The sequence below is a fragment of the Clostridium sp. ATCC 25772 genome, from assembly GCF_001573875.1.
In the GTDB taxonomy this organism is placed as follows: domain Bacteria; phylum Bacillota; class Clostridia; order Clostridiales; family Clostridiaceae; genus Clostridium_J; species Clostridium_J senegalense.
Window position 1 is genome coordinate 1 of the sequence record NZ_LFRG01000043.1, and the last position, 15,436, is coordinate 15,436.

Below are 15,436 nucleotides of genomic sequence, written 5' to 3' on the forward strand. Positions count from 1 at the left end.
TATAATTTAACAAATAGTAATTTTAAGAATAAGCTAGTAATTAGCATTTAGAGTCCACTTTGAGGGGGCCAATCCGACAATGATGGAGGAAACTGGAGTTTAGTTAGTTAATAATTAATAGTTCAGGATAAAACTGGACTGCCAGTTTCTTTTGAATTAGAAGGAGTAAAATTTGAGTTTGGGAGATTAAACTAACTGAAGATATATTCAAGGTTCGCAGCCGTAACAAGAAGGACAGGTTCATTTAGTTGTACCACCATAAAAAACTCTAGTACTCAATAAAAAGGCTAGATAAAATAAACTACCAAACAAAGAACCAGTACTTGAGCTGCAAAGCAGCGTATCAGTTAGGTACTGGTTCTTTGCTTATTTTGTTATGGAAATAAAATAAAAAATTAAGGATTAAGGATTATGAATTAAGAGTTTAGGAGGAAAGTGGTAACCACTTTCTTTTAAATCTATAAATATAATTTGCTTTGCAAATTTATATAAAATTACGTTTAGAATTACTAAGAACAAAGTGACTAGTAATAACCGCAACTATTAACTATTCATTCTTAACTCTTAACTAGAAAAGTCCCATTTGTGATGGAGCCAGAACTTTGGATAATTGCTTGCTTAGTTGAGGTGAGGAATTTTTAAAAATTGACAATGGACAAAGGACAATTGACAATGTTGGTTGAAACTGTAGCACCAGTTTCTTTTTAATTTAGGGGAGTAAATTCTAAGTTTGAGAGACTAAACTAACCAACGCTAAATTCAAAGTTCACAGCCATAACAAATGGGACAGGCACGATTAATGTAGCTCCATAAGATAAAAATCAGCTGTTTAAATTTAGTTATTATAAATAAAAAAGTTAGCCAGTCCCTTAATATAGTTAAGAGTCAAGAGTTCAGGATGAAAGTGGCAACCACTTTCTGAAAATGATTTTTAAAATTACGTTTAGAATTACTAGGAGCGAAGTAAGTAGTAATAACCGCAACTATTAACTATTCATTCTTAACTCTTAACTAGAAAAGTCCCATTTGTGATGGAGTTGAAATTTTGGTGAATTGCTTAATTAGATTTTGTTAGCAGAACTAAGTTTTAAAATACGTTTAGTATTACTAGGAACTAAGTGACTAGTAATAACCATAACTGTTAACTATTCACTCTTAACTTTTAACTATCAAAGTTCCATTTCTGATGGAGTTGAAATTTTGGTGAATTGCTTACTTAGAAGCTTTACTTTTGCATATTTTAAAATACGTTGTAACATTTTAACTTTTCTAATTTTTAAAATTAAATTAAATTTTAAAAATTGTGCAAAGTTTTAAACTTCTCTTTTATCAAATTTTCCTATTTTTCATAATAAAGCTTATACTTTAGCCATTTACAATGATTAATTCAAATGTTTTAGGGCATGCTATATTTATATTACCATAAATATTTTGTTGAAAAATGTATAATTTTATTTTATATTATAATAGGTTTTTAATATATCTCTGCAGAGATGTTCAATAAAAATTGAATATAAATAATGGAGAATAGTGAATATGGATAAATTTATAGGTATTTTAGGAATAATTTCATTTTTACTAATTGCCTACCTGTTTTCATCGAATAGAAAGAAAATCGATTGGAAACTTGTAGGAATTGGTTTATCACTACAAGGAATTTTTGCCTTACTAGTGCTAAAAATTCCACTAGGACAAAGTTTTTTCGGATTTCTTAGTAAGATAATTGATAAACTTTTAGCCTTTACTGTTGAGGGAAGTACTTTCCTATTTGGAAATCTACTAGATACTCAATCTTTTGGTTTTATATTTGCATTTCAAGTATTACCTACAATAATATTCTTTTCTGCCCTTATGGCTATTTTATATCATTTAGGTATAATGCAAATCATAATTTCAGTATTTGCTAAAGGACTTGCTAAACTTTTAGGAACTAGTGGTGCAGAAACTATTTCTGCTGTTTCAAATATTTTCTTAAGTCAAAATGAAGCTCCACTTATAGTAAAACCTTACTTAAGCAAAATGACTAAATCTGAGTTATTTGCCGTAATGGTTGGTGGAATGGCTACTGTTGCTGGTAGTGTTATGGCTGGATATGTTGCAATGGGAGTTAGTGCTAGTCACTTACTTGCTGCAAGTGTTATGGCTGCTCCAGCAGGACTTGTAATGGCTAAGATTTTAATTCCAGAAACTGAGGAACCTGTAACTAAAGGTTCTGTTGAGTTAAAAGATGAAAAAACAGCTACAAACGTAATTGAAGCTGCATCTAACGGAGCAATGGAAGGTATTCAAATTGCTATAAACGTTGGTGGACTTTTAATTGCATTCGTTGCTTTAATTGCTCTTTTAAACTATATTTTAGGACTTGTAGGCGGTATTTTTGGTGCTGACTTCTTAAGCTTAAACTGGATTTTTGGTAAATTATTTGCTCCTATAGCATACTTAATGGGAGTTCCTGGTCAAGATATCAGCGTTGCTGGAAATCTTTTAGGACAAAAGGTTGTTTTAAACGAATTCGTTGCTTATAGTAACCTTTCACCATTAATAGCTAGTAATGCACTTTCACCAAAAACAGTTATAATCTTAACTTATGCTCTTTGCGGATTTGCAAACTTCAGTTCTATAGCTATACAAATAGGTTCTATAGGAAGTCTTGCTCCTGAGAAGAGAAAAGATGTTGCAAAACTTGGTTTAAGAGCTGTACTTGCTGGTTCTTTATCAGCATTTATGACTGCTACAATTGCAGGATTATTATCTTAATTAAATTAGTCAATCTTTTATAATATATAAACAAAAAGATAAACCTTAAATTATAGGTTTATCTTTTTTTATTGTATAAATTTTTTCCCATAAATTCCCTTTTTATTATAAAAAAATAGTCTAAATTTAATTATATAAATCTTAAATTATCTTAAATTAACATCTATAACTTTGTATAAGTTATTCTTCGACAGTATTTATTATTTCATAAAAAAACTGTAGAAATAAACTTATTTACATTTACTCATATTAATGAAAAAATATTAATATACTAATATTTGGAAGTTAGGAGTGGTACTTTGAAAAAGATTCAAACACTTAGGTTCCTTCAAATTTTTATTTTTTTCCCTCTCCTAATAGTTCTTGCAACATATAATATGAATCAAAGAGAGGAAATTTCTTTTATAATGTTATTTACATCTTACACAGTTTTTTATGAAATATTATTACTTAAAAAGCGTAAAAAATAAATAATAATCCTCCCATAAAAAACCCCTAGAAATTTCTTTCTAGGGGTGCTTAGGCATAATTAAATAAATAATCATCCTTATTAATTATTTTTTAGGTACTGTTTCCCAATCTTTTAGGAATTTTTCTATTCCTGCATCTGTTAATGGGTGTTTTGTCATTTGTAATAATACATTTAGTGGAACTGTAGCAATGTGAGCTCCTAATCTAGCTGCTTTTGTTGCATGGATAGGATTTCTTACACTTGCTGCTATTATTTCTGTTTCTATTCCGTGTATATCGAAAATATCAACGATTTCTTCTATTAAGTTCATTCCTTCCATTCCGATATCATCTAATCTTCCTAAGAATGGACTTACATAAGTTGCGCCAGCTCTAGCTGCAAGTAAAGCTTGTGCTGCTGAGAATATTAAAGTTACATTTGTTTTTATTCCTTTTGCACTTAAAACTTTAGTTGCTTTTAATCCTTCCTCTGTCATTGGAAGTTTTATAACTATGTTTTTGTGAATTTTAACAAGCTCTAATGCTTCGCTAACCATTCCTTCACATTCTAAGCTTATAACTTCTGCACTTATAGGACCATCAACTATTGATGTTATTTCTTTTATAACTTCTTTAAAATCTCTTCCTGACTTAGCTATTAAAGATGGGTTAGTTGTAACACCACATATTATACCCATATCATTAGCTCTTTTTATTTCTTCTGTTATAGCTGTATCTATAAATAATTTCATTTATTTAGTTCACACCTTTCATTCTTTAACAATATTATAATTTACATGGTAATTATATCACACTACATTATAATTGAAAATTCTTACTTTCCAATTGGCTTTTTATGCTTTTATAATTCCATTTTTGTACTCTGGAACTATGTCTGTTATATCCTTAGATAAACAATATTCTAAGTCATCTTCCAATCCTAGTTCTAGTATTCTTTTATAGTGTGTTGCTCCCTTTACAAAAGATGTTATATCTTTATTGTTATCATAAATATACAATGATGTTGTTGCTATATCTGTTAGTTTTACACTTATTTTTTCTTTTATTCTTGATATTATGTATCCACTTGTTATAAAGTCATCCATTGAAAATTGACCATATGTTCCTGCATTTATAAATACTACATCTTTGTTCTCTTTTACAATTTCATCAGCTACAGCTTGTCCGTTAATCATTGAAGCTATTATTATTCTTTCTGCACACTCTGCATTTTTTATTGCCTGTGTTCCATTAGTAGTTGTCATAATAACAGTCTTTCCTTCAATTACATCTTTAGTGTATTCTAACGGTGAATTTGAATAATCAAATCCCTCTATTTTAAGTGCATTTCTTTCTCCACCTAAAATATATCTACTTCTATCATTTTTTGCAATTTCTATAGCCTCATCAACTTCTTTTACAGGGATTACTTTTTCACAGCCATTTTTAAGAGCTGTTACCATAACAGATGTTGCTCTTAAAACGTCTATAACTACAACTGTTTTTCCCTCTATTTTTTCTTTTTTTATGTCACTTGCTGATATTATAATGTCTATGTTCATAAAAATAACTTCCTTTCATAGTTAGCCTTTTAGGCATATGAAAAGAAATAATAGGTCAAAGATCCGAAACATATTTGTCACGAGACAAGGAGATAAAATCCAGGCATAGTGGGCTATGTATGGATTTTGTCAACGAAGTATTCGTGGCAAATAGGCAAGAATACTGACTTATTATTTATTTGACTATGCCTATTTACATATTTCTATATACCTTTTAAAATTACCTTTTTTTACACAACATTTATCTATAATTTTAAAACCTTGTGAGATTATATGATTATCCATATCTTCAAAGGTTATAATTATCATTTTTTTTGCAATTTTACGAGCGGTTTTTATAATATCCAACTGGTCTTTAAGTGTTGTTGGTGAAAATAGTCCGTAAGGAATATCTACAATTGCAACATCAAATTTTTCTTCTATATCGTGCATGCTTCCAATTGTTATAACATCTTTATAACCAAAAAACTTAAGATTTTTCTTTGCATTTTGCCCTATAGGTCTGCTTATTTCATAACCTTTAATATTTAAATCAAGTGAGCTTGCTTCTATAACAACAGTTCCTATACCACAACAAGGGTCAACTAATTTACTTTCAAAATTGTTTTCAATTGCAATATTAACTATAGCTCTAGACATTCTCACACTTAATCCATTTGAGTACGAATATGGTTTTTCATCGTGTATATGCCACTCATAATCATTCTTTTCATATTCACCAAATATCCATCTATCACCTATCTTACTTACCCCTAAAAGTACTTTAGGCGATTGTAAATTAGGGTATCCCTTTATAACAAATCCAACCTCTTTTAATGCATTAAGCCTCTCCTGATAAGATAATGGGTCATTTTGTATGGCTTTCACATAACAAACTTTAAACTGTTCATAGGCTAACTTATCTTCAATAATTTTTTCAACTATTTTTTCTAAAGTATTTGCTGAATATATTATAGATATTTTTTCTTTGATAAAAGGACTTCTAGAAGGATTTACGCAGTTATTAGAAAAAATATATTTTTCCTTTGATACATCATTAAAAATGCACTTCATCTCTAAATTACATAGTTCCTCTTCATATGTAGGATAATTGATAACGTAAAAATACTCTTTACTTTTATTTTTGTCTATTTCATTTTCCAAAATTAAATCCATCATTTAAACACGTCCTTTTCACACCTTGATTGTAGTATTTTAATTTTATAAAGTCAATTAATATACCTTTATTTTCCTAAGTGGTTATTACTACTTACTTCGCTCCTAGTAATACTAAACGTACTTTTATATAAATTTGCAAGGCAAATTATATTAATAGATTAAAAAGAAAGTGGTTTCCCACTTTCATCCTGAACTATTAACTTTTAACTATCTTAAGGACCGGCTTTGATAACTTTATGATTTCACTGTGAAAATAACTTATGGAAAATTTACTTTGGTACGCCTGTCCTTCTTGTTACGGATATAAACTCTGAATATAGCTTTTGTTAGTTTAATCTCTCAAGCTTAGAATTTACTCCCTTTAATTCAAAGAAACTGGTAATCCAGTTTCAACCAACATTGTCAATTGTCCATTGTCAATTTTTAAAACACTCTACCTCAACTAAATAAGCATCTATCCTAAGTTATACCTCCATAACAAGAGGGACAGACGCGTAATTGGCTACTTTGCTATTCTTTGTGCTAGATACTTTTGCTGATTTTAGTTTCTCTCCAATAGTACTCGAAGTCGGTCCCGAACAGCTACGCAGCAAAGCTGCTATTTTAGGACCGGCTTTGATTGATTTAGGTTTTATTGATAATCTTTCGATTTCACTGTGAAAATAACTTATGGAAAATTTACTTTGGTACGCCTGTCCTTCTTGTTACGGTGATACACTTAGCTGCTAAACTTTCTTCAATTTTTCTCTCAAATCTAGATTTTACTCCCTTTAATTCAAAGAAATTGGTAGTCCAGTTTCAACCAACATTGTCAAATGTCCATTGTCAATTTTCTAAAAATCTCTACCTCAACTAAATAAGCAATTATCCAAGATTTTTACGCCATCACAAGAGGGACAGGTTCATTTACGGCTATTTTCTTTGCTTAAACTGTAGATTCCACAATTGCTCTATTTCCACAATAAAATAAGCAAAGAACCAGTACCCCTATTTGGGTTTTAGTGAAATTTCCAAACAAGCAATTACCCCTAGCGTTGCCTCCATCACAAATGGGACAGGCACGGTAAGGTCTATTTTCTTCGCTAACACTTGATGCTCTCCTAAATTTATATTACTAACACAATAACTCAAAGCCAGTCCCAAACAATTTCAAAGAAAGTGGTTACCACTTTCATCCTGAACTTTTAACTATTAACTATTAACTATCTAATGCCCTACGTCTAAGCCTATGACTAATTTTTCTCAATATATTTGAAACGCTTCAGTATAAAAACAGAAAGGCAACCACATAGTAACAAGACTATAATACTTACTATCCGACTTTGGGCAGTAGCATCACTGGAACCAGAAACCCCAAATACTGCTGAAATAGGATAGAATGTTATTAATATTTTTGACCTCCACGCGATTATTCCAGCAAAAGAGTACATTTCAGTTAATACTAATGCAATCCAATGACCTTTTTTCATATATGATACCAAAGCAATAATAGGCGAGATAGCAAGGAATATTCCAACACCTTGAAGAAAATATATTTTCATAAAATCTAAAACCATTCCTACCGATAAATCATAAAAATGTAATATTGCCTCAGTTAAAAATGCTATTGTAAAGAGCAGCAAATAAATGAAAATGCTGAATAAAAAAGTAATAATCATTTTTGTAGCAATTAATTTTGTTTCATTTATAGGAATAATTAGTAAAGATTTTATAGTATCCTCATCTTCTTCACGACAAATCATATAACTTCCCAAAAGAGAAATGACTGCGGGAAGAACAAAAAGTGTTGCCAAAAGCTGAGCCGTAGTCATATACCACCCTGCACTATATATATCATGCGTAAACCATCCCTCTATAGAAACAATAACCGCTACCATAATTGTTGCAAAAATTGTAATCCAAACAATATTTGAACGGCGAATCTTTTGGAGTTCAGCCCAAAGTAAATTTCGCATTAATTACACCTCATTTCTTTTCAATGCGATATTTGCAATGAATACTGCAATAATATCCCAAATACAAATACAAAGAAACGCTAACGGAAGGTTACTTCCTTGTGACGACCAACGGGGAATATCGTTATTTCGCCCGATTATGTCTAGCATACTGGATAAGGGGTGTAGGTACATATTTACAGGCATTATAAAAAATGTAAGAAAGGCATAAACCAATGTAACACAAATCGGGATAATGTATCCCTTTTGACATGAGGCTATTGCTAAAATCGGCAACATTACAAAAGCAATAATAATACCAATTTCTAAACATTTTTTCAGCAAATATAATACGCTCCACCATTCAAGCACAACATATCCCGAAAGCACACTAACTAAAATGGAAGCTACGAATGTAACCATCATAAAACAAATTGAATAAATTAAAACCACAAAAAATTTACTAAAAAAGTATCCTATTTTACTGATAGGAATAATCCAAAGTTGTTTGAGTGTATCATACTGATTTTCTTCGTGCATAAGCATGGTACTAAGTACCCCCAAAATAACAGGTAAGATAATGATAGGAGTAAAAGCGAATGCTGACCATCTATAATACTCTCTCGGGTCAACACCTTTACCCACAAAAAATAGTGCAAAAAACGGCATAATGACAGCAGCTAACAACATGAGCCAAATACGCTTTTTGCGGCGCAGTTTAAGAAATTCTGTTTGAATAAGGTTAAGCAATGCCTTCACCTCCTGTAATTTTTTTGAAGTAATCCTCTAAAGTATCATGACAAAGCATGGAACTAATAACAGTTATATTCTGCATTACAAGGGCTTTATTGATTTTTCCTATATCTAAAGTAGTGTCATAAAGTCGTAGTGTTTGATCATCTTGAACAGAATAATCTTTCAAATTGAATTCTCGTTCTAAAATTAGTGAAGCTTTCGGAATATCTGAAACTTGCAAAATGATATAGCTACGGTTTTTCTTTTCCAATTCGTTCATGCTACTTTCTTCTAAAAGAACACCGTGGTCAATAATTCCAATATCATCAGCCAATAATGCAATTTCCGAAAGAATGTGACTGGAAATAAGGATTGTTTTTCCATGCTCAACACTCAAATTTTTAATAAAATTTCTTACTTCTGCAATACCAATAGGGTCAAGACCGTTTGTAGGTTCGTCCAAAATCAGTAGTTCTGGGTCGTGCATAATAGCATTTGCAATACCAAGACGCTGCTTCATTCCAAGAGAATACTTACTAAACAACTTTTTGTCTTTATAAGGTAATCCAACTATTTTTAATGCATTTTCAACTGCGTTTAGTGCAACTGTGCCTCGTAGTTTTGCAAAAATTTCTAAGTTTTCCGTTCCTGTCAAATTTGGATAAAAACCCGGTGTTTCAATCATAGCACCGATACGGGGATATACTCGTTTTTCTCGACCTTTAATATTCTTTCCAAATACATCCACTTCGCCAGAAGTGATTGGAGTCAACCCCAAAATCATTTTCATAATAGTGGTTTTACCTGCTCCATTACGTCCTAATAATCCATAAATACGACCTTTTTTTACATGGAGGTTCACTGAATTAACTGCTGTCTGCTCTCCATAAATTTTCGTCAATTGTTTTGTTTCAATTATAAAATCATTCATATTAAAATCTCCTTACTTTCAATACCCTTGTTTTCGCAATATAATAACCGATATGACGGTATAATCACTTACAATTAAAAGTATAAATCATCAACCTTGCCATAACCTTGCCGTAATCTTGTTCTTTCCTTGCTTTTAGGCACTTGAAAAGAAATAACAAGTCAAAGATTGTGCCTTATTATTCACCCAAAAAAAGCCCTGCATAAGACAGAGCTATAGAGCTTTTGGTAAAATAATAGTGAATGTTGTAGAGCCTTTTAAAGTACTTTCAACGTCAATGGTGCCCTTATGAACAGATACAAGTTCTTTCGTGATAGACAATCCAAGTCCTGCTCCTGCAGTCATTCGAGATTTATCCCCTCGATACATTCTTTCAAAGATATGTGACAATTCATCACTCGGTATACCTATTCCGTTATCCGAAACCTTTACCGTGACTTGTTTTTCATCTTCGTATAAATCAAAAACAAGTTTTGTACCTTTACTATGAGCAATAACATTTTGAAAAAGGTTGTTCAAAATTCGAGTATAAGAATTTATATCAATTCGAGCAAGACATTCTGTTTCGGGAATATTGACTTCATAGTCAAAATTATTATTTTCTATAATAATAATCCAATCGGCAGCAATGCTACGAGAAAGTTCATTGACATCGCACACTTCAAAATGAAATATTTGTTCTCTAGCATCAAGTTTTACCCATTCAAAAAGTCGTTCTGTAAACTCCTTTAGACTGTATGCTTTACCAATTGCAACTTCGATATATTCGTCCTTTTCTTTCCCCGTGACAATGTTTTTTTCTATCGCTTCCAAGTAACCTACAAGAGATGTCAACGGTGTTTTAACATCGTGAGAGAGACTTGTCATCAAGCGTTTATATGCCTGCTCAGATTGCCTTTGACTTATGAGTGTTACTTGCATATCTGTGGTAATTGCATTTAAGTCATAGCAAATCTGCCTTGTCATGTCATTTTCTCTTGTAAGTATTTTGCGGTTTAAATTTCCATCTTTAATGTCCGTTACAGCTTCTTGTATTACGCTGATTTGCTGTTTTGTTCTGTATAGTTTTGAACCAAGATAAAAAACAACAATTAGTAACATACCGGATAAGATTATAAGAAATTCAGTAAGCCCCATTTCTAAGCCTCCCTATTAAAGCGATACCCAACGCCTCTGACAGTTTGAATATAAAAAGTATTATCGGAGCTTGGTTCAATTTTCTTTCTGAGCTTGCTTATAAACGACATGATATTGCTACCATCAAAAGCATAGTCATCCTCCCAAACTTGTGTATAAATCTGTTTTTTTGTATAGACACGTCCTTTATTATTAGCTAAAAATAATAACAAATCAAATTCTTTTCCTGTTAAGTCAATTTGTTCATCGTTTACACAAACAATGCGATTATCTATATCTATTGTCATCCCTTTAAGGATTAAATGCCCTTTTTGTGTATTGGGTGTGTTATTAAGTGTTGTAAAACGGCGTATAAGAGAAGTTACCCGTGCAGTCAATTCATTGATACTAAAGGGTTTCGTTAAATAATCGTCCGCACCTGTTCTCAGACCTATTATTTTATCTTCTTCGCTGTTTTTTGCAGTGAGCATTAAAACAGGCACATTGCTTATTTCTCTTACTCTTTTTAAGATACTAAATCCGTCTAAATCAGGTAACATCACATCAAGAATAATAAGAGAAAGCTTGTCTTTGTTTTCGTCCAAAACTTTAAGTCCCACGCTACCGCTGAATGCTACGAGAGTAGACATCTCTTCATTATCCAAACACTTCTTTATAAGTGAGCAGAGCTCTTTATCATCATCAATCATCAGTACGGTATTCATTATTTATCACTTTCCTTTTCTTTTTTCAATCTGCCATCAGTCCACTTCTCAGCATCTTTCAGTATCATCTAACTTCTTACTTATAATCTAATATATTTTATTAATAAACCAATTCAAGTTTAAACAAATTTATATATTATAGGGTTATAAAATCATCTTTTAACTTATATCTTTATCAAGTGAAAAATTTTCACGAACTTTACACTCTCATTTTAGAATTAATTTACAATTGAGAATGGACAATGGACAATGATGGAAACCTTCAATCTAAAATTGAAGCTGTTTATTATAGAACTTAAATTGCAAAGCAAATAAAAAAACATAATAATGTTTCAAATTTCATTGTCAACTGTCAATTGTGCATTGTCAATTTCTTTAAACTATTGATGCTCTTAATTGAAATTAAAATTTTATGTATAAGTTAAACTTAGAACTTGCATCCCTATAACAAGCTCAAACTTAAATTTATTCAATAACCTTAAAATATTTTCACACAAGATACAGTGTTGAATTCTAAGTGATTCGGAGCATGTCTCACTATTTTAGGTATCCAAGTTTTGGAATTGATAATTTTTAAAGTCAACTTGGAACCCTATACATAAATTTAAAGTTCATTTTAGAGCCCCATATTTAGATTTTTTTAAAATTCTTTCCTTGGTATAAATCTTTTTCTTTTAAATTATTGTCTATAGCATTTAAAACTTCCCACTTTTTAAGACTCCACATTGGTCCTATTAAAAGACTTCTTGGTGCATCCCCTGTTAATCTATGTACTACCACATCTTTTGGCAATAAGGTTATAGCTTCACAAATTAAATCTACATATTCTTCTTGTGTCATAAATTCAACCATACCATTTTCATATAGTTTTTCTAATGGTGTATTTTTCATTACATGTAATAGGTGTAATTTTACCCCTTGTATACCGGTGTTAGAAATATATTTTATTGTATTTATCATATCTTCTCTTGTCTCTTTTGGTAGACCAAATATAATATGTGCTACTACATCAATATTTCTCTTTTTCAGCTCATTAACAGTGTTTTCAAATGTTTCTAATTGATATCCTCTATTTATTAATTTTGCTGTTTCATCCTTAGAACTTTGAAGACCAAGTTCTACCCAAGTATATATTTTCTTTGAATATTCCTCAATTAAATCAAAAATTTCTTTATTAAAACAATCTGGTCTTGTAGCAATTGCAAGGCCTACAACATTTTGCTGACTTATTGCTTCTTCATATTTCGCTCTTAAAGTTTCTACATCTGCATATGTATTAGTGTATGCTTGAAAATAAGCTATGTATTTTCCATCTTTCCACTTTTTACTCATCATTTCTTTTATATCTTCAAATTGCTTAGTTATAGAAAAATTTCTATTACCAGCAAAATCTCCAGACCCTCTTTCTGAGCAAAAAACGCAACCTCCTTTGCTAACTTTACCATCCCTATTAGGACATGAAAATCCTGCATCTAAAGAGATTTTAAATATCTTCTCCCCAAATTTATTTCTTAAAAAGTAGTTTAAACTATGATATTTTTTACCATTCCAATCTTTACTCATATCTAATCCTTTCATGTATATCTTTTTTCAATAAAAATAAACTTAAATATTTTTTTACTTGATTATAACCTTTATGATAAAATTTCTAACACTTCTTTTACACCCTTTTGAGTTAAAATTGTTCCTCCACGGCCTTTTCTAACAATAATAAGCTCTTCAGCTAATAAATTATTAAGTGTTTTTCTTACCTCATTTTCCGTTATAAATACACCTTTTTCTTTAGCTTTATCTAATATATTTCTACGACCAATACCTTTTAATTCTTTTCTACCTTCATATAAACATTTTAATACAAATGTTCTACAATCTATTGAATCATCAAATTCAATGTCTTTTGATGTTTCTTCATCTTCTCTTTCAAATATTCTTTTCAAATCTTTAACTTCGATTTTATCTTTTTCAAGATAAGCCAAATATTCAATGCAGTTTCCAAGTTCTCTTAAATTGCCTTCCCATTCATAACTCAACAAAAATTCTTTTGCCCCATCAGATAATTCATAATCTGCATCTATTTTCTCTTTTATATAATCAAACAATATTAATATATCATTTCCACGATGGCGTAATGGCGGTATTTTTAATGGCAAAACATTTAATCTATAATATAAGTCATCTCTAAACTCACCTTTTTTAACTAAATATTTTAAATTTTTATTAGTGGCAGCTATAATTCTTATATTAACGTGAATAATGCTTTCTCCGCCGATTCTCATAACTTCTCGTTCTTGAATAACTCTTAACAAACGACTTTGTAGCTGTAATGGCATTTCACCAATCTCATCTAAAAACACAGTTCCATTATGGGCTATCTCAAACATACCCATTTTCCCGCCTTTTTTAGCACCTGTAAAGGCACCTTCTTCGTATCCGAAAAGCTCACTTTCAAGAAGATTATCAGGAATAGCTGCACAATTAATAGCTACAAACTGATATTTTTTTCTACCTGATGCATTATGAATAGCTTGAGCAAACAATTCCTTTCCAACACCTGATTCTCCTGTAATTAATATAGATGAATCTGCTTTAGACATTTTTTTAGCCATCTCTTTTGTATCAATAATACTTTTACTTTCCCCAATTATATCTTCAAAGGTATATTTTGCTGTATGACCTTTTTTAAGTAATTGAGTTCTTAGCTTATGCTGACTCTTTTCCTTTTCTTCAAATATGTTAGCAATTATTAAAAAACCATTTATATCTCCTGAAGTTTTAACAGGTACAGCTTGAAAAGAAATATGCTTATTATTAATACTTGTTAACTGTTGATCAATTATAATCTTTTTTTCAATAGCTTTTCTAATAGCAAAGTGATCAATAATGTCTACTACATTCATCCCAACACTTTTTGAGTTTAAACTAAATATCTCAGATGCTTTTTTATTTAATGAAATTACTACTCCGTTCACGTCTGTAAGAATAATTCCCTCATCTATAATATTTAGTAATTCAAAAAATCTACTTTCTAATATGTTGGCTCTATCTAGTAGCACAGAAATCCCACAATATGGTGTTTTTAGATTTTTAAAATGCTTTGTGAATCTTTCTTCTCTTAAAAAGTGTTCACAACCTATCTTTATAGCTATATCACTTAATGTTGTTATATCTAAAGTTCTATGCCCTATATCAATAACTTCCTTAACAAATTTAGGCACCTTATCTTTCTCTCCAGGTGTTAATGCAATACCAACCTTAGGAATTTTATTTTTCCCTGGATAAACAGGTATAAAATCATATTCAATTAACCCAATTTGTCTAAATAGTGCCAAGGTTTCTAGAGCCATTTCCGGACTATAATTTACTAAAAGCACCTGAGAAGTTGGTGGTATTTTTATGATTTTTTGATATTGCTCTTCTGTTATGGTTGTGCTTAAAATAATTACATTTGAATCCTTTGGGATATATTTTTTAATTTCTACATATATGGAATAAAGAGAAATTAAAAATACATCTGCCTCTATTACATGATTAATTCTATCATTGTCATAAGAATAAGTGTCTACAATAATATCATCTAAAAATAAACTTTCTAACGTTTTTTTATGTAATTTTGCTACAGATAAAAAATTTGTTACAACTGCTATTCTCTTCATAACTTATCCTCAACTTTACTAAAATCTATTTAATTATGCCTTAATATGTTCATTTTAATATGAAATTAAGTATATTGCAAAATTCAATAGTCATTATTAAGCTTTTAATAGGTTAAATGGGTATAATTAACCCCATTTAACCTATTTGCCTTTTTATTTTTCCCCAAAAGTTTATTTAAATTTCTTTAAAATCTTTTATTTAGTTATTCTTATAATGTTCCAAACTAAATTTTTAATTTATCAAATAAAAAAATTTTAAATTAATATTTTATTACTAATCGATGTACTCCTAGTAATACTGAACATAACTTTTCTAGGACCGGCTTTGATTAATATAAATTTTATTGCTAACCTTTCAACTTTACTGAAAAATAATTTATGGAGAATATATTTTGTTACGCCTGTCCTTCTTGTT

General features: G+C 30.3%; 11 protein-coding genes. 1 reads left to right on the top strand and 10 read right to left on the bottom strand.

From position 1 onward, the window contains the following. The first annotated feature begins 1,536 nt into the window (after positions 1-1,536). Positions 1,537-2,757 carry a NupC/NupG family nucleoside CNT transporter gene (locus tag AZI32_RS13645; protein WP_061996357.1) on the top strand — a complete coding sequence of 407 codons (1,221 nt, stop codon included), beginning with the start codon at positions 1,537-1,539 and terminating at the stop codon, positions 2,755-2,757. A 554-nt stretch (positions 2,758-3,311) separates the two neighbouring features. On the opposite strand, the gene fsa is transcribed toward AZI32_RS13645, so the two are convergent. The 10 genes from fsa to AZI32_RS13695 all read right to left on the bottom strand — a co-directional run bounded on the left by fsa (position 3,312) and on the right by AZI32_RS13695 (position 15,021). Continuing rightward, entirely contained in the window at positions 3,312-3,959 is a 648-nt protein-coding gene (fsa, locus tag AZI32_RS13650; RefSeq protein ID WP_010297849.1) for a fructose-6-phosphate aldolase, read from the bottom strand. Between the two features lie 102 nt (positions 3,960-4,061). Then, positions 4,062-4,769, bottom strand: a complete 708-nt coding sequence (locus AZI32_RS13655) for a 2-phosphosulfolactate phosphatase family protein (RefSeq protein ID WP_061996358.1) — start codon at positions 4,767-4,769, stop codon at positions 4,062-4,064. Between the two features lie 189 nt (positions 4,770-4,958). Next, entirely contained in the window at positions 4,959-5,927 is a 969-nt protein-coding gene (locus AZI32_RS13660) for an SAM-dependent methyltransferase (RefSeq protein WP_206406642.1), read from the bottom strand. Positions 5,928-7,159: 1,232 nt separating this feature from the next. Continuing rightward, positions 7,160-7,882 carry an ABC transporter permease gene (locus AZI32_RS13665; protein WP_061996359.1) on the bottom strand — a complete coding sequence of 241 codons (723 nt, stop codon included), beginning with the start codon at positions 7,880-7,882 and terminating at the stop codon, positions 7,160-7,162. Between the two features lie 3 nt (positions 7,883-7,885). Beyond that, the gene (locus AZI32_RS13670; protein WP_061996360.1) at positions 7,886-8,611 is read right to left on the bottom strand and encodes an ABC transporter permease; all 726 of its coding nucleotides are present in this window, start codon (positions 8,609-8,611) and stop codon (positions 7,886-7,888) included. Beyond that, positions 8,604-9,527 (bottom strand): ABC transporter ATP-binding protein, encoded by a 924-nt coding sequence (locus AZI32_RS13675; RefSeq protein WP_061996361.1) that lies wholly within the window; start codon positions 9,525-9,527, stop codon positions 8,604-8,606. The genes AZI32_RS13670 and AZI32_RS13675 overlap by 8 nt, the downstream gene beginning before the upstream one ends. A 213-nt stretch (positions 9,528-9,740) precedes the next feature. Beyond that, positions 9,741-10,664 carry a HAMP domain-containing sensor histidine kinase gene (locus tag AZI32_RS13680; protein WP_061996362.1) on the bottom strand — a complete coding sequence of 308 codons (924 nt, stop codon included), beginning with the start codon at positions 10,662-10,664 and terminating at the stop codon, positions 9,741-9,743. 2 nt (positions 10,665-10,666) lie between these two features. After that, entirely contained in the window at positions 10,667-11,368 is a 702-nt protein-coding gene (locus tag AZI32_RS13685; protein WP_061996363.1) for a response regulator transcription factor, read from the bottom strand. 630 nt (positions 11,369-11,998) lie between these two features. After that, positions 11,999-12,931 carry a TIGR01212 family radical SAM protein gene (locus AZI32_RS13690; protein ID WP_061996378.1) on the bottom strand — a complete coding sequence of 311 codons (933 nt, stop codon included), beginning with the start codon at positions 12,929-12,931 and terminating at the stop codon, positions 11,999-12,001. Between the two features lie 71 nt (positions 12,932-13,002). Beyond that, positions 13,003-15,021, bottom strand: coding sequence for a sigma 54-interacting transcriptional regulator (locus AZI32_RS13695; RefSeq protein WP_061996364.1), 2,019 nt, complete (start codon positions 15,019-15,021; stop codon positions 13,003-13,005). Positions 15,022-15,436: the final 415 nt, after the last annotated feature.